This window comes from Sphingomonas donggukensis, assembly GCF_023674425.1.
Lineage (GTDB): Bacteria > Pseudomonadota > Alphaproteobacteria > Sphingomonadales > Sphingomonadaceae > Sphingomonas > Sphingomonas donggukensis.
This window is the reverse complement of record NZ_CP098401.1, coordinates 2,293,820-2,315,424: the sequence shown is the minus strand read 5'-3', so window position 1 is coordinate 2,315,424 and position 21,605 is coordinate 2,293,820. Positions and strand designations below refer to the sequence as shown.

The following is a 21,605-nucleotide window of genomic DNA, read 5'->3' as shown; positions in this document are numbered from 1 at the left end:
TAACTCTCGATCATGCGCAAATATGTCCTGATCGCCCTCGGCCTGATCGTCCTGATCGCCGCCGCCGTCCTGTTCGCCATGACCCGGCCCGACGTCGCGAAGCTGCCCGAGGATGCGGTGATGGGGGTGCGCCCCAACATCACCACGCCGCGCAACCAGATTCTCCCCACCGTCGGCATCGCCGAAGTCGTCGGCTGGCAGGGCGCGGCCAAGCCGGTCGCCGCCGCCGGGCTTCAGGTCGCGGCGTTCGCGAAGGGGCTCGACCACCCGCGCTGGCTCTACCGCCTGCCGAACGGCGACGTGCTGGTGGCCGAAAGCAACTCAACCCCGCGTAAGGGCGGCGGGATCAAGGGCTGGGTGATGAAGACGCTGATGGGCCGCGCCGGCGCCGGTGTCGCCTCGCCCAACCGCATCATCCTGCTGCGCGATGCGAACGGCGACGGCGTGGCCGAAGCGCGCAGCGTGTTCCTGTCGGGCCTCAATTCGCCGTTCGGCATGGTGCTGGTCGGCGACTGGCTGTACGTCGGCAATACCGATGCGCTGGTGCGCTTCCCGTACAAGGCGGGCGAGACGAAGATCACCGCGGCGGCGGAGAAGATCGCCGACCTGCCCGGCGGCGGCAACCACTGGGCGCGCAACGTCGTCGCCGCGCCAGGCGGCAAGTCGCTGTATGTCACGGTCGGCTCGTCTTCGAACATCGCCGAGAACGGCATGGATGCCGAGAAGCGCCGCGCCGGCATCCTGGAGGTGTTCCCGGAGACGAAATACGTCCGCATCTATGCGACGGGCCTGCGCAACCCCAACGGCATGGCGTTCGAGCCGCAGAGCGGGCGGTTGTGGACCGTAGTCAACGAACGCGATCAGTTGGGATCGGACGTGCCGCCCGACTATATGGCGGCGGTCGACATCGGCGACAATTTCGGCTGGCCCTGGTATTATTGGGGCGGCTACCCCGACCGCCGGGTCGAGCCCGCCAACCCCGCGCTGCAGGAATATTCCAAGCGTCCCGACTATGCGCTGGGCGCACACACCGCCTCGCTCGGCCTCGCCTTCGCGGGCGATGCGAAACTCGGGACGCGCTTCGCCAACGGCGCGTTCGTGACCCAGCACGGATCGTGGAACCGCGAGCCGCCGGCGGGCTACAAGATGCTCTACATTCCCTTCGGCCCCAACGGCTTCCCCGACCAGCGCGCGAAGCCGGTGACGATGCTCAGCGGCTTCCTGAACGACGAGGGCAAGGCGCAGGGGCGCCCGGTCGGCGTCATCACCGACCGCACCGGCGCGCTGCTGGTGGCGGACGATGTCGGCAACGTGATCTGGCGCGTGACGGGGAGCTGACCGGGGGCGGGATCGCGCGACCGCGTCAGCGCGCCTCGGCGGCGATCCGCTCGGCAACCGCGGCGAGCTGATCGGTCGCGGCGTTCCAGCCGGCGTCGAAGCCCATCGCGGCGTGATTGTCCCGCGCTTCCTGCGTCCAGTGGCGCGCGGTCGCGGTGTAGCGGGTCTGGCCGCCTGCATTCTCACCGACACGTTCAAAAGTGTCGATCCGGACCATGAAGGGCCCCGCCGGCAGCCAGCCGGCGGTAAAGGCGTCGGTGGAAACGACGCGCGCGCCGGGCTCCACCTCCAGGAACACGCCCTCCAGATGTTTCTCCTCGCCATCGGGGCCGTGCATCACGATTTCCGACCGGCCACCGGCGCGCAATTCCTGGACGATCGTCCGCGAACGCCACGGGCGTGGGCAGAACCATTCGTCCTGATGTTCGGTCCACGCGCGCCACACCGCATCCACCGGCGCGTCGATGAGGCGCGTCAGCGACAGTTCGAACGGTCCGCTCACGCACGGTCCCCGCGGCGTGCCGCATCGATCGCGGCGACGTCGATCCGGTGCATGGTCATCATCGCCTCGAACGCGCGCTTCGCCTCGTCGCCGCCGGCGCTCAGCGCGTCGAGCAGGGTGCGCGGCGTGATCTGCCACGAATAGCCCCAGCGATCCTTGCACCAGCCGCACGCGCTCTCGGCCCCGCCGCCCCTGACGATCGCATCCCAGTAGCGGTCGGTCTCGGCCTGATCCTCGGTCACCACCATGAAGCTGACCGCTTCGTTGGGCTTGAAATTGGGGCCGCCGTTGAGGCCCGAAAAGGTGCGGCCGAGCACGGTGAAGTTGACCGTGATCTCGGCCCCCGCCGTGCCGCCCGGAAAGTCGCTGGGCGCGGCGGCGGCGGAATCGACATGGCTGTCGGGAAAGGTCGCGGCATAGAATTCGGCGGCCTTGCGCGCCTCGCCGTGGTCGAACCACAGGACGGTAACGATCTTGCTGTCGGTCATGCGGTCTCTCCCGAAACGCCCGGCGCGACGACGCCGAACACGGTGCCTGCGGGATCGGTCGCGACGATGATCTGGTCGCCGCCCGGCACCTCCATCGGCCCGGCGTGGATCGATCCGCCGCCGGCGGTCACCCTGTCGGCGGCGACGCCGATATCGGGAGCGCGGAAATAGAAGGTCCAGCCGGCGGGCTGGCCCTGCGCACCTTGCTGCATCGCTCCGCCGATGGTCTGCCCGGCGGCCTCGACGAACCAGTAATCGCCCATCTCGCCCATCGGCATGCTGTCGGGATAGGTCCAGCCGAGCACATCGGCGTAAAAGGCTTTCGCGGCGGCGATGTCGGGCGTGACGAGCTCGTTCCAGCTGCATTTGCCCATCGCCATCGGATCCCAGGCGGTGCTGCTGTCGGGACTGGCGCCGCGCATCACGTAGAAGGCGATGCCCTGCGGATCGGCGACATAGGCCATGCGGCCGACGCCGGGCAGGTCGAATGCGGGCAGGATCACGCTGCCACCGGCGGCGGTCAGTTTCGCGACGGTCGCATCGACGTCGTCGACCCCGACGTAGAAGCGCCAGCCGGGCGTCATCCCGCCCGGCGTCTGCCCCTCGGTATAGCGCGCCAGCCCGCCGACCAGGCCGGTCGTGCCGGTGTCGATCATGCGGTAATCCATGTCGCCGGACGGTTGCGCCTCGACTGCCCAGCCGATCACGTCCTCGTAGAACGCCCTGGACGCATCGGGATCGGCGCTCATCAGTTCGTACCAGATCGGCATGCCTTCAGCATTGGTCATCGCCCGTCTCCCTATTCGTCGAGCAGGGGGGCAAAGCCGCCCCAGAACATGCGCTTGCCGTCGAAGGGCATGTCCCCCGGCGGCTTCATCCGCTCGTCGGCCATCACCTTGGCCCAGCCGGCATCGCGGGTCGCCTTGTCGGGCCATTCGATCCACGAGAAGACGATGTTCTCGCCGTCCTTCGCCTGAACCGCGCGGCGATAGTCGGTGACCTTGCCGTCCGACACATCGTCCTCCCACCCCTCGACGACGCGGGTCGCGCCATATTCGCGGAAGATCGGCGCCGCCTTCGCCGCCATGTCGAGATACGCCGCCTTGTCGGGGGCAGGCGCGACGAAACCATCGACGTAGCCGCCTGCTGGGCCGCCCGTATCGACGATCGAATCGAACCCGGCGACGATCATCCGCGCGCCGTCGAACGGCATGTCCTTGCCCATCTCGGCCATGCGCGGATCGGCCATCATCTTCGCATTGGCGGCGTCGCGCGTCGCACGATCGGGATATTCGAACCACGAGAAGACGACCGTCTCGTCGTCCCTGGCGTCCACCGCGCGATAGAAGTCGGTGACCTTGCCGTGGGCAACGTCGTCGCCCCACCATTCGGTGTGCCGCACGACGCCGAATTCCTTGACCATCGGCGCGAATTTGGCGGCGGAGTCCAGATACGCTTGCCTGTTCGCGGTCGGCACCGGAACGACGAAGCCTTCGACATAGGTCATCGCATCTCTCCCATCGCCTGCGTGTTCTTCTTCAGCCAGGCGGCGATTTCCGGCGGGGGGTTGCCGGTGAAGCCGGCCATCTGGGCACCGTACGCACGCTTGAACGCGGGTCGATCCTCGGCACGGGCGACATAATCCGCAAGCGTCGCGTGTTTCTCAAGCGCCGACTCGCCGCGCAGGATGCGCAACACCGCCGCCATCAGCAAGTCGCCGGCGGTGAAGGCGTCGCCGTCGAGCCATTCGCGGTCGCCGAGCCGTGCCGCGACTTCGCCCAGCCGCTCGTCGATCCGCGCCATGATCGCGGGCAGGCGCGGGCGCGACCAGGGCTTGTCCGCTTCGAACAGAGTGGCGATGGCGTGGTCCATGATCGGCGGCTCGACCGTGTTGAGCGCGGCGAACATCCATTCGATCGCGCGGGCGCGGGCGTTCGGGTCGTCGGGCAACAGGCCGGGATGGCTCTCGGCGATGTGCAGAACGATCGCGCCCGATTCGAACAGCGTCAGGTCGCCGTGTTCGTATGTGGGCACCTGCCCGAACGGCTGGCACGCTCGGTGCGGCGGCGCCTTCTGCTGCCCTTGCGACAGATAGCGCACATCATAGGGCTGGCCGACTTCCTCGAGCGCCCAGCGCACCCTGAGGTCGCGGACCTGGCCTTGGGCGAAGTCGGGCACCCAGTCGAACGCGGTGATCGTCGGGCGGGTCACTGCGCCGATCCGTCGGACGCGGACGCGTGCTCTGGCGGGCCGTTCTCAGCCGCGGCGGGGTCCATCCAGAACGGGCCCCAGCCGTTGCCGTCCAAGTCCTCGAACGCGCGGCTGTACATGAAGCCGTGATCTTCGGGCCCGTGCGGTTCGCCGCCGCCCGCGGCGATCGCGGCCTCGGTGATCGTGTCGACGTCGGCCTTGCTGTCAAAGGCGAGCGCATAAAGTGCGCCGCTGGTCGTGCGGGCGTCGGCGATCGGCTTGGGCGTGAAGGTCGCGTAGAAATCCCTGCCGAGCAGCATCACGTAGATCGCATCCGACCACACCATCGACGACGCGTGCTCGTTGCTGAACTTCGGATTCTTTGCGAACCCGATCGCTTCGTAAAAGGCGGTCGCCTTCGCGACGTCCTCGACCGGTAGGTTCACGAAAATCATCTTCGGCACCGGCTCTCTCCCTTGAATTCGACTCGATGGCGACGTATCTGCGCTCTTGAGTTAGAAAAGACAACCATGAAGTTAGAAAAAGTAACTGCTGTGCGGCCGAGTGAGGCGAAACGCCGGTACGACGATGCCTGTGCCGCGACCCACGGCATGGACATCATCGGCGAGCGCTGGGCGCTGCCGATCATGCGCGAGCTGATGCTGGGGCCGCGGCGGTTCGGGGAATTGCGCCGCAGCCTGCCCGCGATCAGCGCCAACGTCCTGACGCAACGGCTCGGCGATCTCGAGACTGCGGGCATCGTGCGCAAATCGAAGCTGCCGCCGCCCGCGTCGGTCCAGGTGTACGGACTGACCGAATGGGGGCAGCAGGCGGGACCGGTGTTTCAGGCGCTGGGCCGCTGGGCGGCGCGCAGCCCGCTGCACGACCCGACCCGCCCGTTCAGCCCGGTGTCGCTGATGCTGTCTCTACGCACGATGATCGATGTCCAGCGTGCCGGCGACCTCGCCCTCCGGCTGGGTTTTCGGTTCGGCGACGAGGATTTCCACTGGACGATCGATCGCGGGGCGGTGACGCTCGGGCGGGGATTGCCGGACGATCCGCATATCGTGTTCGGGGGCGATCCCGGCGGGGTGGCGGCGCTGGTCTATGGCGGCGTGCCGCTCGCCGCGCTGGAGGCGCAGGGCGCGCTGACCGTCGCCGGCGACCGCGCGCTGGCCGAGCGGCTGCGCGACTATTTTCCGATGCCCGACAAGGCCGCGCTGACTTGAAGCCTTCCCGTGCGTTGCTCTAGGGCTGCGCGCGAAAGGCACCCCATGACCGACATCCCCAACACCCAGCCCGACAGCCGCGAGACGACGATCCTCGACGCGCCCGACCAGATGAAGTCGGTGCGCGACCTGTTCGGCATCGATACCGACATGCAGGTGCCGGCGTTCAGCGAGGCCGACGAGCGGGTGCCCGATCTCGACCCCGCATACGTCTTCGACGGCGACACCACGCTCGCGATCCTGGCGGGCTTCGCGCACAATCGGCGGGTGATGGTGCAGGGCTATCACGGCACCGGCAAGTCGACCCACATCGAACAGGTCGCGGCGCGGCTCAACTGGCCGTGCATCCGCATCAACCTGGACGCGCACATCAGCCGCATCGACCTGATCGGGCGCGACGCGATCGTGCTGAAGGACGGGCAGCAGGTCACCGAATTCCGCGAAGGGCTGCTCCCCTGGGCGCTCCAGACCCCGACCGCGCTGGTGTTCGACGAATATGATGCCGGTCGCCCCGACGTGATGTTCGTGATCCAGCGCGTGCTGGAGACCGAGGGGAAGCTGACGCTGCTCGACCAGAACCGCGTAATCCGCCCGAATCCGTTCTTCCGCCTGTTCGCGACCGCCAACACCGTGGGCCTGGGCGACACCAGCGGGCTGTATCACGGCACGCAACAGATCAACCAGGGCCAGATGGACCGCTGGAACATCGTCGTCACGCTCAACTATCTGCCCGCCGCGACCGAGGCGCAGATCGTGCTCGCCAAGTCGGGCGAATATGACAAGCCGGGCGGCAAGGAAGCCGTCGACAACATGGTCCGCGTTGCCGACCTGACGCGCCGCGGCTTCATCAACGGCGACATCTCGACCGTGATGAGCCCGCGCACCGTCATCACCTGGGCACAGAACACGCTGATCTTCGGCGACGTCGGCTTCGCCTTCCGCCTGTCGTTCCTGAACAAGTGCGATGAGGCGGAGCGCCCGATGGTGGCCGAATATTACCAACGCGTGTTTGGCAAGGACTTGCCTGAAAGCGTCGTCGCAAAGGTCTGAAGCCCCACGCGTTTACCCCTCCCTAACCGCCTGCGCACTACAGTCGTCGGAATTGCGGGTGGGGATAGATGGGGTCGTTTCGCGGGTGCCTGATGCTGATGGGGTTCGTCGGCCTGCTGGTCGTCACCTCGTGCGTCGTCGGCATCACCGGCATGCGCAAGGTCGCCAATCCGACGCAGTTTTCCTTCACCGTCACCGAGGCGCCCGACAAGACGCGGCGGATGATCGGCGACTATCTTGAGCTCGCCGAGAATGAATCGACCGAGGACCGCGGGCTGACGCGTCCGTCGGTCGTGCGGGTCGACGACTATACCGACGGATCGGTCCACCTGACGCTCGACAGCGGAAAGGCGCGGCTGATGGAGATCGTCGCGACCGTCACCCCGGTGAACGACGAGGAGACGCGGGTCGAGGTGTTCAGCCATGCCGAGGGGCTGGCCGCCGCCGTCCGCCCGCGCATCACGCCATCGGCGCTGCACCGTGAGATCCGGCAGGATCTGGGCGCCGCGATCCAGGCGATCGGCGACCAGCGCGTCGTCCCCGGCGGTTTCCAGATCGCCCGCATGATCGAGGGCGCGCGCGGCGAGCGGCGCTTCGCCCGGATGCACCGCTGATGCGCCCGCGGGGGCGCCACAACCGCGCGGTGGTACGCGGCTATCTGGCCGAGTTCGAGCGGCGCTTCATGCGCACCGACGCCGGCGTCGTCTATGCCCGCCCCGGCGCCGCGACCGGGCGACGCGTGCCCGAGCGCGAGGCCGCGTCGCTGATCGCGGGGATGCGCGCGGCGTTGATCGAGGCGGACGAGGCGAGCGTCTGGACCTATGGCAGCATCTGGCCGTGGCTGGTCGCGACGCCGTTCGTGCTGGTCATCATCGGCGCGCTGACCGATTACATGAACGCCGCCGCAGGGCTGGTCCTGCCGACCTGGGTGGCGATCGTCTGTGCGGGGCCGGTGCTGTCGTTCATCCGCATCACCTTCGCCTACCGCCGCGCGGTCGCCGATGCCGAGCGCCAGATGGAATGGTGCGAATCGGTCGCCGGCGCGCAGGTGCCGGTCAACCACGTCCGCCCGGTGTTCGCTGTGGTCGCGCTGTTCGCCGCCGCAGTGATCGGCGGGCTGTTCGTCGCCTCGGCCACCGTGCCCGATTATGCGCGGATCGGCATCGACCGGCTGCTCGGCGGGCTGCTCTGGCCGCTGCTGGCGATCGTGATCGCCTTCGGCCTGGCGTCGGCGTACGTCGAGGCGCGGATGCGGCGGGTGTCCGAGGCCGAGATCGCCGAAGCGCGCACGCAGCGCGGCAATCGCCCACTGGGCTAGGGGCGCCCGCTCGGTCAGCGACTCAGTACCGCTCAGTGGGTGGAGTGGGGTCCATCATCGGTGCCGACGCCTGGCGCATCGCACGCTGCGCCTCATATTCACGCTCGCGCACGCCCGCCTCGGGTCGGACCGCGTCGCGCTGCGCCTGCCAACTTTCGTACCCGCCGCGGCTCGCCGAGCTGACCGCGCCGTCGGTAATCCGGTCGAGGTCGGATCGGAAGCTCGCCACCTCGTCCATGTGGGTCATTGCATAGCGCGTGATCGCCCCGTCGACGACGTCGCGGTTGTAGGCGCGGTCCTCCAGCGTCGAATCGACCGCTTCGCTGAGTGCGATCTTGCCGACCGATCGCGACAGTTCCTGCCGATTGATGAAGGCGGCCTGCTGCGCATGCGGGCCGCTCTCGCTCATCTCGAAATCCACATCGACGCGGGTGTGGGTGTCGTCGACCGCGTCGAGCTCGGCCTCGACATAGCCGATCGTCTGGCCGCGCTCGGTGATGCGCCACACAACGCTCTTGCCGGGCTCGCCCTCGATGACCACCGAATTGTTCGAGCCCGATCCATCGAAGCTCAAGGCGCTCGGCAGGTCCATGTGGCGCAGCTTCGCCTCGACCTCCTTGACCGGCAGCGGATAGACCTCGCCGCCCGGCATTACGCCCCAGCCGATGCCCGCGACCCCGGCGACGCTGACGCCCGACATGATCCACGACCTAATCATCCGGCCTCTCCCGCGCTCCGAAGCCGACAGGCTTAATGGTCCAAGCGTTAAGAGGGGGTTGCATCGCGTGGGCTCCCCGGCCCAAGTGCGCGGCACCATGGCCGCCGAAACGCCCCTCGATCGCTTCAAGTCGGTGCTGGCCGGCACCGCGCGCGTGCTGTCGACGCGCGACGACGTCGAACTGGCCTTCACCGCCGATGCGCCCTCGCAGGCCGGGCGGCATATCAAGGTGCCGATGCCGGCGCGCACCCTGCCGGTCGATCAGGTGGCCGAGGCGCGCGGCTTCGCCGATTCGTTCGCGCTCCGCCTGAAGCACCACGACGCCACGCTCCACGCGCGCGGCGCGCCGTCCGAGGCGGTCGCGCGCGCCGTGTTCGACGCGGTCGAGACCGCGCGGGTCGAGGCGCTGGGGTCGAAGGGCTATGCCGGCATCGCCGACAACCTCGACCGCGCGCTCGACCTCAGGATGCGTTCCGACCCGATCGCCCGGGCGCGCAGCTTTGACGAAGTGCCCCTGTCGAGCGCGATCGGGCTGATCGTGCGCGAGCGGCTGACCGGGCGGGAAGCACCCGCTGCCGCTGCGACCGGCCTCGCGCTGGTGCGCGACTGGGTGGAGGAGAAGGGCGGCAGCGACCTCGACGCGCTGGCGCTCGCGATCGACGACCAGCAGGCGTTCCAGCGGCTGACGTCGCGGCTGCTCGAGGATCTGGAGCTGGTTGAGGGCGAGACGCTGCCCAACGAGGACGACGAGGGCGGCGCCGACGACGAAGGCACCGAGGACGAGCAGGACGACCAGGGCGACGACGGCGAGGAGGCCGGAGACGCCGGCGAGGGTCAGGTCGAGGCGCGCGGCGAACAGCGCGATTCGGACAGCGAGGACGGCGAAGGCACCGAGCAGGGCGAGGATTCGCTCGACGACATGGACGGCGAACCCGGCGACGAGGGCGACGACGGGATGATGCCGGTGCGGCCCAACCGGCCGATGTCCGACATGCCGCCGCAGTTCGAATACAAGCCGTACACGACGAAGTTCGACGAAGTGATCGCCGCGACCGAATTGTGCGACGAGGAAGAGCTCGACCGGCTGCGCGCCTATCTTGACCAGCAGCTGGTCCATCTGCAGGGCGTGGTGACGAAGCTCGCCAACCGGCTCCAGCGACGCCTGATGGCGCAGCAGTCGCGGTCGTGGGATTTCGATCAGGAGGAGGGCATCCTCGACGCCGCGCGGCTTGCCCGGATCGTCGTCAACCCGACGCTGTCGCTCAGCTACAAGGTCGAGCGCGATACCGAGTTCAAGGATACCGTCGTCACGATCCTGATCGACAATTCGGGGTCGATGCGCGGGCGCCCGATCTCGATCGCGGCGATCAGCGCCGACATCCTCGCCCGCACGCTGGAGCGGGTCGGCGTGAAGGTCGAAATCCTCGGCTTCACCACCCGCGCGTGGAAGGGCGGGCAGGCGCGCGAGGCGTGGCTGGCGGCCGGGCGCCCGCCGCAGCCGGGCCGGCTGAACGACATTCGCCACATCGTCTACAAGCAGGCCGACGAGCCGTGGCGGCGCGCCAAGCGCGCGCTCGGGCTGATGATGCGCGAGGGGCTGCTGAAGGAAAACATCGACGGCGAGGCGCTGCTCTGGGCGCATGGCCGGCTGATCGCGCGACCCGAGGACCGCCGCATCCTGATGGTGATCTCCGACGGTGCGCCGGTCGATGATTCGACGCTGAGCGTCAATTCCGGCAGCTATCTCGAGCGCCACCTGCGCCAGGTGATCGGCTGGATCGAGGCGCGCTCGCCCGTCGAGCTGGTCGCGATCGGCATCGGCCACGACGTGACGCGCTATTATGAGCGCGCGGTGACGATCATGGATGTCGACCAGCTCGCCGGCACGATGATCGAGCAGCTCGCCGGGCTGTTCGACGACAAGCCGTGATCGTCGCCCCGCCCGGCGGGTTCGTCGGCCCGGTCAAGCGGTCTATCACCATCGCCGGGCACCAGACCTCGATCAGCCTGGAGCCGGTGTTCTGGGCGGCGCTGGAGGCGGAGGCCGTGGCTCGCCGCCTGCCGCTCAATGCCCTCGTCGCGCAGATCGACGTCGCCCGCATTGCATCCGCCGATCCGCCCAATCTTGCCAGTGCCATCCGCAGCTGGCTGTTCGACCTCAGGCGCAGCGAACGAAATTGATAATCACTCGCAATATGCTTGACCCTGCGAACGACTCTCAATAGCAGCATTCCCACGCCACAGGGGATTGTTGTTCGTGACTCACGTTTCTGCCGGTTTTCTTGCGCTCACCTGCGTCGGGTTCATCGCCACCGCTCCGGCCTACGCAGCCGATCCGGCGAAGACCGATGCCGACTCGCAGGTCACGGCGCCGCGCGACCGCCCGGACATCGTCGTGGTCGGCAAGGCCGGCGAACAGCTGGAAAGCCCCAAGGCGACCCAGCCGCTGAAGGACACGCCGCAGACGATCACCGTCATCAGCGACCAGGTGATCCGCAAGCAGAACCTGCAGACGCTGCGCGATGCGCTCCAGACGATCCCCGGCATCACCTTCGGCGCGGGCGAAGGCGGCGGCGGTTATGGCGACAGCATCAACCTGCGCGGCTATTCTGCGAACACCGACATCACCGTCGACGGCGTTCGCGACAGTGCGCAGTACAGCCGCACCGATCCGTTCAACCTGCAACAGATCGAGGTCTATAACGGCGCCAATTCGGTCTTCAACGGATCGGGCAGCGTCGGCGGGACGATCAACCTGGTCAGCAAGGCACCGCAGGCCGACACGCTGACGATCGTGCAGGGATCGATCGGCACCGACGAGTATTACCGCGGCGCGGTCGACAGCAATGTCCGCGTCAGCCCGCTCGTCGCCGTCCGCCTGAACGCCGCCTACCACCGCAACGACGTGCCGGGCCGCGATGTCGAATCCTACGAACGCTGGGGCGTCGCGCCGTCGATCACCATCGGTGTGGACGGACCCACCAGCCTGACGCTCGCCTATGTCCACCAGCGCGACGACAATACGCCGGTGTACGGCGTCCCCTATTTCCGCAGCCTGGTGAACGATGGTCCGCTCACCGAGGTCGATGCGTCGGACTACTTCGGCATTGTCAACCTCGATACGCAGCGCACCACGGTCGACCGGCTGACCGCGACCTTCCGCCACGATTTCGGCAGCGCGAGCGTGCGCAACCTGACGCGGTGGCAGCGGGTCGGGCAGTATAGCGTGACGTCGGCGCCGCAGGGGACGTTCTGCCTGTCAACCACCGGGTTGCAGCCGGTAGGTTCGACTGGGGCCTCGACGGTCGGGCTGGCGTGCCCGTCGGGGGTGACGCGCGGCACGTTCCTGCCGTCCGGTCCTCGCGGGCTGGTGCGCGATCAGGAGAACCAACTGCTCCACAACCAGACCGACCTGACGCTGAAATCGGGGCGCAAGGGGGGTGTGTTCAACACGCTGGTGGTCGGCGCATCGGCCTCGGTCGAGGATTATGCGATCACCACTGCCTCGCTGCTGCGCACGGCCAACGGCACCGCGGTCGCGCCGCTGCCGCTCATCAGTCTGTCGAACCCGGACACGACCTATACCGGCCCCATCAACTACACGGTGACGGCGCGCTCACGCTCGCACACCAGCAACGCCGCGCTCTATGCGTTCGACACGCTCGAGCTGGGGTCGATCGTCGAGCTGAATGGCGCGGTGCGGTATGAGCGCAACGACGCGACGTTCCGGGCGATCCCGCTCGGCTTCGTCCCCCCAGGCAGCACCGCGCTGACCCCGACGCAGGCCGCGCCGCAGGTGAGCCGCGAAAATCTGTTCTCCTATCGCGGCGGCATCGTCGTGAAACCGGTAAAGGCCATCAACCTCTACGCAGGATACGGCACTGCCAAGGTGCCGTCGTCGGCGACCGTGCGGCTGGGCTGCGGCGTCGTCAGCGCGCCCGGCGCCGCCGATCCATGCGCAGCCGCACCCGAAACCGCGCGCAACTACGAAGTGGGCGCGAAGGCGACCGTGTTCGGCCGGCTCGAGCTGACCGCGGCGCTGTTCCGCAACGAACGGAGCAATTTCCGGGTGGCGTCGAACGATCCCGCCTCGCCCGCCGCATTGCAGGTGCTCGACGGGCGCAGCCGCGTGGACGGCATCGCGCTTGGCGCGTCGGGAACGATCGCACCCAACTGGACGATCTTCGCCAACTACACCTACCTCGACGGCAAGGTGCTGCAATCGGTGTCCGATTTCTGCCTGGCGAACGGCGGGGTCGCGGCCTGCGCCAACACCGCCGCGCGACCCGATCCGCAGGCGAATTCGCGACTGATCCAGACGCCCGACCATTCGGGTAGCGTGTTCACCACCTACAAGCTGCCGTTCGGGCTGGAGGTCGGCTACGGCCTGACCTACCAGGGCAGCTTCGCGCTGAACGTGCCGACCGCGGCGACGGCGACGCAGTTCCGCTCCGACGATTACCTGATCCACCGCGCCTATGTCGCCTACACGATCGCGCGCGGGCTGACGGCGCAGCTGAACGTCCAGAACCTGACCGACGAGAAATACTTCACGACGATCCGCAACAACATAAACGCGACCAGCGGCGCGATCACCGGCGGATGGGCGACGCCGGGCGAGCGGCGCTCGGCGGTGTTGAGCCTGTTCTACAGCTTCTGATGCGGGCATGACGCGGACATGATGCTGCCGATCCCCGATCTGCTCGATGCCGACGCGCTCGCCCGTGTGCGCGCGTTGCTGGCCGAGGCCGCGTGGATCGACGGCAATGCGACATCGGGCGCGCAGTCGGCGCTCTCCAAGCGCAACCGCCAGCTGCCCGAGAACAGCGCCGCCGCGCGCGAGGCGGGGGGCATCGTGCTCGCGGCGCTCGGCAACACGCCGCTGTTCGTCGCCGCCGCGCTGCCGCTGAAGGTCTTTCCGCCGCTGTTCAACCGCTATGAAGGCGGGGAGGCATTCGGTGCGCATGTCGACAATGCGATCCGGATGCAGCGCGGCACCGACTTTCGCATCCGCTCCGACCTGTCGTGCACGATCTTCCTGTCGGACCCCGCCGATTACGACGGCGGCGAACTGGTGGTCGAGGGCTCGGACGGCGAGCGGCGCGTGAAGCTCGGCGCGGGATCGGCGATCCTCTACCCGGCGTCGAGCGTCCACCGTGTCGAACCGGTGACGCGCGGGGTGCGGCTCGCGAGCTTTTTCTGGTTGCAGTCGATGGTGCGCTCTGCCGAGGACCGCGCGATCCTGTTCGACCTCGACCGCGCGGTGCAGCGCGTCGGCGGCGAACTGGGGCAGGGCAGCCGAGCCGCAGTCGAACTGACCGGCGTATATCACAATCTACTGCGGCGCTGGGCGGACGCATGAGGGGCGAAGAATGACGAAGATTGGAATGCGCAACGCCTGGTTCCAGGTGCACAAATGGATCGGGCTGATCCTGGCGATCGTCATCATCCCGATCTGCCTGACCGGATCGGCGCTGGTGTGGGACGGGGCGGTCGACCGGATGGTCAACCCGGCGCGGTTCGCGACCACGGGCGCGCAGACGCTGCCGCTGTCGGCCTATGTCGATGCCGCCCGCGCGAAGCTCGGGCCCGACACCGCGATCGCGTCGCTGCGTTTGCCCGAGGACGACGGCGCCCCGGTGATCGTCGCCGCCGCGATGCCCGGCGTCGTCGCAAAGGGTGGCCCGCCGGCGCGTACCAACGTCTATCTCGACCCTCCGACTGCAAAGGTGCTCGACACCGCCGACAGCCGTTCCGGGCTGCTGCGCGTCATGCACGTCCTCCACGGCAGCCTGATGCTGCCGGGCGTCGGGCGGTCGATCGTCGGGTGGATCGGGGTGGCGATGCTGATCTCGTCGATCTCAGGTATCTGGCTGTGGTGGCCGACGGTGGGCAAATGGGTGCGCGGCCTGCGCTGGCGGCGGCACCGCAACCTCGACACCAATCTGCATCACATGATGGGCTTCTGGATCGCGCTGCCGCTGTTCGTGCTGTCGCTGACGGGGGCGTGGATCAGCTTTCCCGCCTTCTTCGGCGGGCTGGTGGGCGAAGGCCAGCGCGCCGGTGCCCCGCGCGGACCGGATCGCGCTGCGCTCGCCCGCGCGAAGCCGGTGGCGGCGCCGATGACCCCGCTCGATACCGCGGTTCGACAGGCGGAGCGGCTGTCGCCCGGCGAGGTGCGCCAGGTGACCTGGCCGACCGACCTGAAGCCCGAATGGGGTGTCAACATCGCCGGCAAGACGATTGCTGTGACCGATGCCGATGGCGTCGCGACGCTGCCGAAGGGCCCGGAGCGTGCGCAGGGGGGCATCGCCCGGACCATGCGCAGCCTCCACGACGGCAGCGGCATGGGGATCGTGTGGCAGGTGGTGATCTTCCTCGGCGGGCTGCTGCCGGCGATCCTCGCGGTGACCGGCGTCATCATGTGGTGGCGCGCGCGCGGGTGGAAGGCGCAGTTGAAGGCGAAGCGGGCTGGGGTTTGAGGCCCGCCGACTGCCGATCCCAATCCCACCCGTTCGCTTCGAGTAGGGATCGAGCTTGTCGAGAGCCCGTATCGAGAAGGCCTCTCCATGAGGCACCCACCTCTCGATACGTCGTCTCGACAAGCTCGACGACTACTCGAGGCGAACGGATTAGGAGAGGGGCGGAAGAGTGAATAAGACCGCCTACCCGTCGATCGACACCCCAAGCGACGCGTTCACCAGGCCGCCGTCGACGGTCACCGTCTCACCCACCACATAATCGCCCGCGCGGCTGGCGAGGTAGATGGCGGCGCCGGCCATGTCCTCGTCCACGCCGATGCGTTGCGCGGGAATCGACTTCGCCACCGCCGATCCGTGATCGCGCGCGGCCTTGTTCATCTCGCTCGCAAACGCGCCCGGCGCGATCGAGGTGACGTTGATCGCGTCCTGCACCAGCCGCGCCGCCATCCGCTTGGTCAGGTAAATCAGCGCCGATTTCGACGCATGGTAGCTGTAGGTGTCCCACGGGTTCAGCCGCTGGCCGTCGATCGAGGTGATGTTGATGACCTTCGCCGGCTTGTCCCGCGTGCCCGCGGCCTTCAGTGCGCCGTGCAGCGCCTGGGTCAGGAAGAACGGCGATTTGACGTTCAGGTCCATGACCTTGTCCCAGCCGCTTTCGGGAAACTCCTCGAACGGCACGCCCCACGCCGCGCCGGCGTTGTTGACGAGGATGTCGAGCTTTTCCTCATGTTCCGCGAACTGCGCCGCCAAGGCTTTGCAGCCCGCAACCGTCGACACGTCCTGCGGCAGCGCGATGCAGTTCGGGCCCAGCTCCTCTGCCGCGGCGAAGCAGGCGTCGGCCTTGCGCGACGAGATATAGACCTTTGCCCCTTGCGCGATGAAGCCTGCGGCGATCATCTTGCCGATCCCGCGCGATCCGCCGGTGATGAGCGCGACACGGCCGTCGAGACGGAAGAGGTTGGTGGTGTCCATCATTGCTCCCTCTCCCCCTTTGGGGAGAGGGCCGGGGAGAGGGGCAGTCTCTCGCCATCGGCCCTATCGTTCGTGGTTGCGGACTGCCCCTCTCCCAACCCTCTCCCCAAAGGGGAGAGGACTATTGCTATCCGCCGCGACGGATCGTCTCGCGCGCGATGATGATCTGCTGGATCTGGCTGGTGCCTTCGTAGATGCGAAACAGGCGGACGTCGCGGTACAGGCGTTCGATGCCGTAGTCCTCGATATAGCCCGCCCCGCCGAAGATCTGGACGGCGCGGTCGGCGACGCGGCCGACCATCTCGCTCGCGAAATATTTGGCGGCGGCGGACTCCATGACGACGTCCTTGCCGGCATCCTTCGCAGCCGCAGTCTCCAGCACCATCGCCCGCGCGACCAGCGCCTCGGTCTTCGAATCGGCGATCATGCCCTGGATCAGCTGGTGCTCGGCGATCGGTTTGCCGAACTGCTTGCGCTCGGTCGTGTAAGCAACGCAGTCGGCGATCAGCCGCTCGGCGACGCCGACGCACACCGCCGAGATGTGCAGCCGCCCGCGATCGAGCACGCGCATCGCGATCTTGAAGCCCTCACCCTCCGCGCCCAGCCGGTTGGCGGAGGGGACGGCGACGTCGTCGAAATTGACGTCGGCGACCTTGGCGCCCTTCTGCCCCATCTTCTTTTCGGGTTCGCCGACCGACACGCCCGGCAGATCGCGGGGCACGAGGAAGGCGGAGACGCCGCGCGCGCCAGGTTCGTCCGACGTGCGCGCCATGACGGTGAACAGGTCCGCCTTGTCGGCATTGGTGATGTACCGCTTGGTGCCCGACAGGCGGTACACATCGCCGTCGCGGACCGCGCGCGCCTTCACCGCGCCGCTGTCGCTGCCGACGTCGGGCTCGGTCAGCGCGAAGCTGGTGACGATCTCCCCGCTGGCGATGCGCGGCAGCCACGCCGCCTTCTGTTCGGGCGTGCCGGCCATCACCAGCCCCTGCGAACCGATGCCGACGTTGGTGCCGAACGCGGAGCGGAACGCGGGCGTCGTGCGGCCCAGCTCGATCGCGACCTTCGCTTCCTCGAGCATGGTCAGGCCCAGGCCACCATAGTCCTCGGCGATCGACAGGCCGAACAGGCCCATCGCCTTCATCTCGTCGATCACGTCGGCGGGGATCGCATCGGCCGCCTCGACCGCGCTTTCGAGCGGGCGGAGACGTTCGGCGACAAAGCGGCGGACGTGGTCGATCAGCGCATCGAAGGTTTCGGCGTCGAGGGCCATAGCTGCATCCACTCCATTCGATTGACCGCCCTGCTATCCCGGCCCGCACTGGTTCGCAAGCCGAGCGACGCCATACCGGGATTTCGATTATGTGTGCGAGGCGGGGCGGTAAGGAGCTCGCCGCATCGAGGCGGACAACTCTGTCCGTCGATATCGCTCGACTGTTCGACCTGCAGGCCAGGTGCCGACTGTCGCCGGGTGGCAACCGAAGCCAACCAATGTTAGAACGCTTGTATGAACAAGCCTTTCGCGCCGCAGAAGCTGACGGCCCTTCGGATCATCAAGATCGGCAATTCGGCAGGTGTGATCCTGCCGAAGGAGGCGCTCGCACGGCTCGGTGTCGGGATCGGGGACACAGTGACCGTCACGGAGACTCCGGACGGCTTTCGCCTGACCGGCCCCGACGACGGGTTCGACGCGCAGATGTCGGTCGCGCGCGAAGTGATGGCGCGGCGGCGCAAGGCTCTTCGCGAACTCGCCAAGTAGATGGCCGACTGGATATGGGTCGAGTCGGCGGTCGCTGTCGCCGCTCACGAGGAACAACTCGCCGAACACGGCGGCGCGGCGGGGCTGCGCGACGCCAACATCCTCGAAAGCGCGATGGCGCGTCCACAGAATCTGGTGGCGTACGGCGATCCGGACATTGCCGAGCTGGCCGCGAGCTATGCGTTCGGGATCGCGCGCAATCATCCCTTCGTCGACGGCAACAAGCGGACGGCGGCGGTGGTCAGCGAAACCTTCCTGATGCTGAACGGCCACCGCTTCGCATGCGACGACGTCGAGTTGGTCGTCACCTTCCTGGCGCTCGCCGCGGGCGAGCTGACCGTCGATGCGCTGTCGGCCTGGTTTCGTAATCACGTCGTCCCTCTCTAAAACCTGAAAATACCCGCCCGGCGTGAACCGGGCGGGCACCTTTTCCTCCCCAGGAAAGTCGCAGGCGTCAGCCGAGACGGCCGAGGCGGTGGTAGAGGTTGCTGAACTTGGCCGAGCGCGGGTCGTCGGCGATCTTGCGGACATAGTCGCCGATCGCTTCCTTCATCAGGCTGAAGTCCTCGGTCGAGAATACCGCGCGGCTGCGGGTCGGTTCGGTCATCATCGTCTCTCCTTCCTGGCGGCCGGGTTCAGGCAGCCTTGTTGAACTGGTCGGCTTCGGTCGATTCGGAATAGGCGGTGGTCGAACTTGCGCCGCCCGCCAGCGTGGTGGCGACGAGGTCGAAATAGCCGGTGCCGACCTCGCGCTGGTGCTTGGTCGCGGTGTAGCCGTTGGCCTCGGCGGCGAATTCGGCCTGCTGAAGCTCGGAATAGGCGGCCATCCCGCGATCCCGGTAGCCACGCGCCAGCTCGAACATGCCGTAATTGAGCTGGTGGAAGCCGGCGAGGGTCACGAACTGGAACTTGTACCCCATCGCGCCGATCTCGCGCTGGAACTTGGCAATATCGTCCTTGTCGAGGTTCGCCTCCCAGTTGAAGCTCGGCGAGCAATTGTAGGCCAGCATCTTGTTCGGATGCGCCTTCTTTACCGCCTCGGCGAAGCGGCGCGCGTCGGCGAGCACCGGCTTCGAGGTTTCCCACCACAGCAGGTCGGCGTGCTCGGCAAAGGCGATGCCGCGCTTGATGCAGTGATCAACGCCGGTGCCGTCCTTCAGGCGGAAGAAGCCCTCGGGCGTGCGCTCCCCGGTCAGGAACTCGTGGTCGCGCTCGTCGACGTCGGAGGTGATGAGCTTTGCCGACTCGGCATCGGTGCGCGCGCAGATGATCGTCGGCACGCCCGAGACGTCGGCGGCGAGGCGCGCCGAATCGAGGTTGCGGATGTGCGCCTGGGTCGGGATCAGCACCTTGCCGCCCAAGTGGCCGCACTTCTTTTCCGAGGCGAGCTGGTCCTCGTAATGCACGCCCGCGGCACCGGCGGCGATGTACGCCTTCATGATCTCGAAGCAGTTGAGCGGCCCGCCGAAGCCGGCCTCCGCATCCGCCACGATCGGCGCGAACCAGTCGCGGGTCGCGCCGCCTTCCGAATGCTCGATCTGGTCGGCGCGCTGGAGGGCGTTGTTGATGCGTCGCGCCAGCTCCGGCCCGGCGTTGGCGGGGTAGAGCGACTGGTCGGGATACATTGCGCCCGCGGTGTTGGCGTCGGCGGCGACCTGCCAGCCCGACAGATAGATCGCCTTCAGCCCGGCGCGGACCTGCTGCATCGCCTGGTTGCCGCTCATCGCGCCCAATGCATTGATGTAATCCTCGCTCTGGAGCAGCTCCCACAGGCGCAGCGCGCCGCGGCGGGCGAGCGTGTGTTCGATCGGCACCGATCCGCGCAGTTTGGCGACGTCGGCGGGCGAATAGGGGCGGACGATGCCGTCGAAGCGCCCGCTGGGGGCCGGAACCAGATCTTCGAACGTCGTCGTCATTGTCGCTTCCTTACAGATATCGTGATCGCCACGGCGGCGATGCAGCCAAATTTCACGAACTCCGTACATGGAGCCATAAAATACGGGATTTACCGGGGTCATTGCGTGCGGCAGCGGGGATCGCGTATCTGTTGGTTTGTAAAGTCGTGACAAGGTGCGGACGTAGCATCATCGGGGGCGTGTAGGACATGGTCGATCGCAAGCTGTTCGCCGGGCACGCGGTACGCCGGATGCGGCGTCGGGCGGGGCTGACCCAGGCGGCGATGGCCGAGGCGCTGGGGGTGTCGGCGAGCTACCTGAACCTGATCGAGCGCAACCAGCGCCCGCTGACCGCGGGGCTGATGCTGCGGCTGGCCGAGGTGTACGACTTCGACGCGCGCACCCTGTCGGCGGGGGAGCCGGGGGGCGGGGCCGATGCGATCCGGCGGCGGCTGGCCGACCCGATCTTCGCCGACCTGGAGATCGACCGCGCGGAGCTGGAGGAATGGCTGTCGGGCGCACCCGGCGGGGCGGAGGCGTTCGCGCGCGCCTATGATCGCGGCGGAGCCGGCACGGCGGCGAGCGATGCACCCGATCCGGGCACGGTGGTGCGGCGCGAAATCGAGCGGTGGCGCAACCACTTTGCCGACCTAGACACCGCGGCGGAGGGGCTCGCCGACGAATTGCGCCAGCAGGCCGGCGACCTGTTCGGGGCGATGGCCGAGCGGCTGCGCGTGAAACACCAGCTGTCGATCCGCATCCTGCCGCTGGAGGTGCTGCCCGACGTGCGCGTGCGGCTGGACCTGCACGCGCGGCAGTTGCAGCTGTCGGAGACGCTCGACCCGCCGAGCCGGGTGTTCGCGCTCGCCCGGCAACTCGCGCTGCTGGAAGCGCGGGGCGAGATCGATGCGCTGGTGCGCGGCGGCGCCTTCACCGATCGCGCGGCCGAGCGGCTGTATCGCCGCCACCTGACCGGATATTATGCCGCCGCGGTGATGATGCCCTACGCCCGCTTCCTGCGCGCGTGCGAGGCGACCGGGTACGATCTGGAACTGATCCGCCGCCGCTTCGGGGCGAGCGCCGAGCAGGTCGCACACCGGCTGACGACGCTCAGCCGCGTCGGCGCGCGGGGCTTGCCGTTCCTGATGCTGCGCACCGATCGCGCAGGCCAGGTGTCGAAGCGGTTCGCCGGCGCCAGCGGTTCGCCGTTGGTCGAGGGGCCGGGGCTGTGCCCGCTGCTCGACACCTTCGCGGTGTTCCAGCGGCCCGACGAGCGCATCGTCCAGCTGGTCGAGCTGGAGGACGGCAGCCGCTGGTTCACGTCGTCGCGCTGTGTCGGGCCGGCGGGGGGATGGAGCGGGGCGGTGCGCGCGCGGTTCGCGGTGACGCTGGGGCTGGCGGCGGAGGCGGCGGGGGTGCTGGCGGCGGCGCGCGGGCTGGACCTGACCGGCGGGGCGACGCCGATCGGGGCGGGATGCCGCGCCTGTACCCGCGCCGACTGTCCGCAGCGATCGGCACCGCCGGCGGGGCGGACGCTGTTGCTGAACGACCGAGAGACGGGGGTTTCGCCGTTCGGCTTCGCGGGCGACTGAGGCGCGACGGCGAAATCCAACTAATCGAAGTTAGTCAAACATGTAGCGTGCCGCCGAACCGGGGCCATTTAA

At 68.0% G+C, this 21,605-nt stretch carries 24 protein-coding genes and 1 pseudogene; 13 read left to right on the top strand and 12 right to left on the bottom strand.

Going from position 1 to position 21,605, the window contains the following annotated elements; all coding sequences use genetic code 11:
* Window positions 1–12 precede the first annotated feature (12 nt).
* Window positions 13–1,338 (top strand): PQQ-dependent sugar dehydrogenase, encoded by a 1,326-nt coding sequence (locus M9980_RS11350; RefSeq protein ID WP_250750841.1) that lies wholly within the window; start codon window positions 13–15, stop codon window positions 1,336–1,338.
* Window positions 1,339–1,363: 25 nt separating this feature from the next.
* On the opposite strand, the gene M9980_RS11345 is transcribed toward M9980_RS11350, so the two are convergent.
* The 7 genes and pseudogenes from M9980_RS11345 to M9980_RS11315 all read right to left on the bottom strand — a co-directional run bounded on the left by M9980_RS11345 (window position 1,364) and on the right by M9980_RS11315 (window position 4,973).
* Window positions 1,364–1,840 (bottom strand): SRPBCC family protein, encoded by a 477-nt coding sequence (locus M9980_RS11345; RefSeq protein WP_250750839.1) that lies wholly within the window; start codon window positions 1,838–1,840, stop codon window positions 1,364–1,366.
* Window positions 1,837–2,328: a VOC family protein gene (locus M9980_RS11340; protein WP_250750837.1), complete on the bottom strand. Its 492-nt coding sequence runs from the start codon at window positions 2,326–2,328 to the stop codon at window positions 1,837–1,839. The genes M9980_RS11345 and M9980_RS11340 overlap by 4 nt, the downstream gene beginning before the upstream one ends.
* Window positions 2,325–3,116 (bottom strand): VOC family protein, encoded by a 792-nt coding sequence (locus tag M9980_RS11335; RefSeq protein ID WP_250750834.1) that lies wholly within the window; start codon window positions 3,114–3,116, stop codon window positions 2,325–2,327. The genes M9980_RS11340 and M9980_RS11335 overlap by 4 nt, the downstream gene beginning before the upstream one ends.
* Before the next feature lie 11 nt (window positions 3,117–3,127).
* On the bottom strand, window positions 3,128–3,520 hold the full coding sequence (locus M9980_RS11330; protein WP_340689118.1) for a DUF1428 domain-containing protein: 393 nt from the start codon (window positions 3,518–3,520) through the stop codon (window positions 3,128–3,130).
* A 66-nt stretch (window positions 3,521–3,586) separates the two neighbouring features.
* Window positions 3,587–3,835, bottom strand: a pseudogene (locus M9980_RS11325) (DUF1428 domain-containing protein); the annotation flags it as partial.
* Window positions 3,832–4,539, bottom strand: coding sequence for a glutathione S-transferase family protein (locus M9980_RS11320; RefSeq protein WP_250750832.1), 708 nt, complete (start codon window positions 4,537–4,539; stop codon window positions 3,832–3,834). The gene M9980_RS11320 and the pseudogene M9980_RS11325, both read right to left, overlap by 4 nt.
* Window positions 4,536–4,973 (bottom strand): VOC family protein, encoded by a 438-nt coding sequence (locus tag M9980_RS11315; RefSeq protein WP_340689117.1) that lies wholly within the window; start codon window positions 4,971–4,973, stop codon window positions 4,536–4,538. The genes M9980_RS11320 and M9980_RS11315 overlap by 4 nt, the downstream gene beginning before the upstream one ends.
* A gap of 99 nt (window positions 4,974–5,072) precedes the next feature.
* Here M9980_RS11315 and M9980_RS11310 point away from each other — a divergent pair, with 99 nt between their 5' ends.
* The 4 genes from M9980_RS11310 (at window position 5,073) to M9980_RS11295 (ending at window position 8,115) form a co-directional block, all read left to right on the top strand.
* On the top strand, window positions 5,073–5,747 hold the full coding sequence (locus tag M9980_RS11310; protein WP_250750827.1) for a winged helix-turn-helix transcriptional regulator: 675 nt from the start codon (window positions 5,073–5,075) through the stop codon (window positions 5,745–5,747).
* A 45-nt stretch (window positions 5,748–5,792) separates the two neighbouring features.
* A complete protein-coding gene (cobS, locus tag M9980_RS11305; RefSeq protein WP_250750825.1) occupies window positions 5,793–6,797 on the top strand; it encodes a cobaltochelatase subunit CobS in 1,005 nt (334 codons plus the stop codon).
* 68 nt (window positions 6,798–6,865) lie between these two features.
* Window positions 6,866–7,411 carry a hypothetical protein gene (locus tag M9980_RS11300; RefSeq protein WP_250750813.1) on the top strand — a complete coding sequence of 182 codons (546 nt, stop codon included), beginning with the start codon at window positions 6,866–6,868 and terminating at the stop codon, window positions 7,409–7,411.
* The gene (locus M9980_RS11295) at window positions 7,411–8,115 is read left to right on the top strand and encodes a hypothetical protein (RefSeq protein ID WP_250750811.1); all 705 of its coding nucleotides are present in this window, start codon (window positions 7,411–7,413) and stop codon (window positions 8,113–8,115) included. Before M9980_RS11300 ends, M9980_RS11295 begins: the two co-directional genes overlap by 1 nt.
* A 22-nt stretch (window positions 8,116–8,137) precedes the next feature.
* On the opposite strand, the gene M9980_RS11290 is transcribed toward M9980_RS11295, so the two are convergent.
* Complete coding sequence (locus M9980_RS11290) at window positions 8,138–8,833, bottom strand: hypothetical protein (protein WP_250750809.1); 696 nt, start codon at window positions 8,831–8,833, stop codon at window positions 8,138–8,140.
* Between the two features lie 97 nt (window positions 8,834–8,930).
* Here M9980_RS11290 and cobT point away from each other — a divergent pair, with 97 nt between their 5' ends.
* From cobT to M9980_RS11265, 5 genes are all read left to right on the top strand, one after another.
* Entirely contained in the window at window positions 8,931–10,763 is a 1,833-nt protein-coding gene (gene cobT, locus M9980_RS11285; RefSeq protein ID WP_250750807.1) for a cobaltochelatase subunit CobT, read from the top strand.
* The gene (locus tag M9980_RS11280) at window positions 10,760–11,014 is read left to right on the top strand and encodes a ribbon-helix-helix domain-containing protein (RefSeq protein ID WP_250750794.1); all 255 of its coding nucleotides are present in this window, start codon (window positions 10,760–10,762) and stop codon (window positions 11,012–11,014) included. Before cobT ends, M9980_RS11280 begins: the two co-directional genes overlap by 4 nt.
* Before the next feature lie 76 nt (window positions 11,015–11,090).
* Window positions 11,091–13,493: a TonB-dependent receptor gene (locus M9980_RS11275; protein ID WP_250750793.1), complete on the top strand. Its 2,403-nt coding sequence runs from the start codon at window positions 11,091–11,093 to the stop codon at window positions 13,491–13,493.
* 18 nt (window positions 13,494–13,511) lie between these two features.
* On the top strand, window positions 13,512–14,195 hold the full coding sequence (locus tag M9980_RS11270) for a Fe2+-dependent dioxygenase (RefSeq protein ID WP_250750791.1): 684 nt from the start codon (window positions 13,512–13,514) through the stop codon (window positions 14,193–14,195).
* Between the two features lie 10 nt (window positions 14,196–14,205).
* Window positions 14,206–15,315, top strand: a complete 1,110-nt coding sequence (locus M9980_RS11265) for a PepSY-associated TM helix domain-containing protein (protein ID WP_250750790.1) — start codon at window positions 14,206–14,208, stop codon at window positions 15,313–15,315.
* Window positions 15,316–15,498: 183 nt separating this feature from the next.
* Here M9980_RS11265 and M9980_RS11260 read toward each other — a convergent pair whose 3' ends face one another.
* Together M9980_RS11260 and M9980_RS11255 are read right to left on the bottom strand one after the other, a co-directional pair.
* Entirely contained in the window at window positions 15,499–16,287 is a 789-nt protein-coding gene (locus tag M9980_RS11260) for an SDR family oxidoreductase (RefSeq protein ID WP_250754904.1), read from the bottom strand.
* 127 nt (window positions 16,288–16,414) lie between these two features.
* Complete coding sequence (locus M9980_RS11255) at window positions 16,415–17,560, bottom strand: acyl-CoA dehydrogenase family protein (protein ID WP_250750787.1); 1,146 nt, start codon at window positions 17,558–17,560, stop codon at window positions 16,415–16,417.
* A 234-nt stretch (window positions 17,561–17,794) separates the two neighbouring features.
* On the opposite strand from M9980_RS11255, the gene M9980_RS11250 reads away from it, so the two are divergent.
* Both M9980_RS11250 and M9980_RS11245 read left to right on the top strand, forming a co-directional pair.
* Complete coding sequence (locus M9980_RS11250; RefSeq protein ID WP_250750772.1) at window positions 17,795–18,046, top strand: AbrB/MazE/SpoVT family DNA-binding domain-containing protein; 252 nt, start codon at window positions 17,795–17,797, stop codon at window positions 18,044–18,046.
* Window positions 18,047–18,433, top strand: coding sequence for a type II toxin-antitoxin system death-on-curing family toxin (locus M9980_RS11245; RefSeq protein WP_250750757.1), 387 nt, complete (start codon window positions 18,047–18,049; stop codon window positions 18,431–18,433). It begins immediately after the preceding gene.
* Window positions 18,434–18,500: 67 nt separating this feature from the next.
* Here M9980_RS11245 and M9980_RS11240 read toward each other — a convergent pair whose 3' ends face one another.
* Both M9980_RS11240 and aceA read right to left on the bottom strand, forming a co-directional pair.
* Window positions 18,501–18,656 carry a hypothetical protein gene (locus tag M9980_RS11240; RefSeq protein WP_250750755.1) on the bottom strand — a complete coding sequence of 52 codons (156 nt, stop codon included), beginning with the start codon at window positions 18,654–18,656 and terminating at the stop codon, window positions 18,501–18,503.
* A gap of 25 nt (window positions 18,657–18,681) precedes the next feature.
* Window positions 18,682–19,962 (bottom strand): isocitrate lyase, encoded by a 1,281-nt coding sequence (gene aceA, locus M9980_RS11235; RefSeq protein WP_250750753.1) that lies wholly within the window; start codon window positions 19,960–19,962, stop codon window positions 18,682–18,684.
* Window positions 19,963–20,150: 188 nt separating this feature from the next.
* Between aceA and M9980_RS11230 the strand changes: the two genes are divergently transcribed.
* Window positions 20,151–21,533: a helix-turn-helix domain-containing protein gene (locus M9980_RS11230; RefSeq protein WP_250750750.1), complete on the top strand. Its 1,383-nt coding sequence runs from the start codon at window positions 20,151–20,153 to the stop codon at window positions 21,531–21,533.
* Window positions 21,534–21,605: the final 72 nt, after the last annotated feature.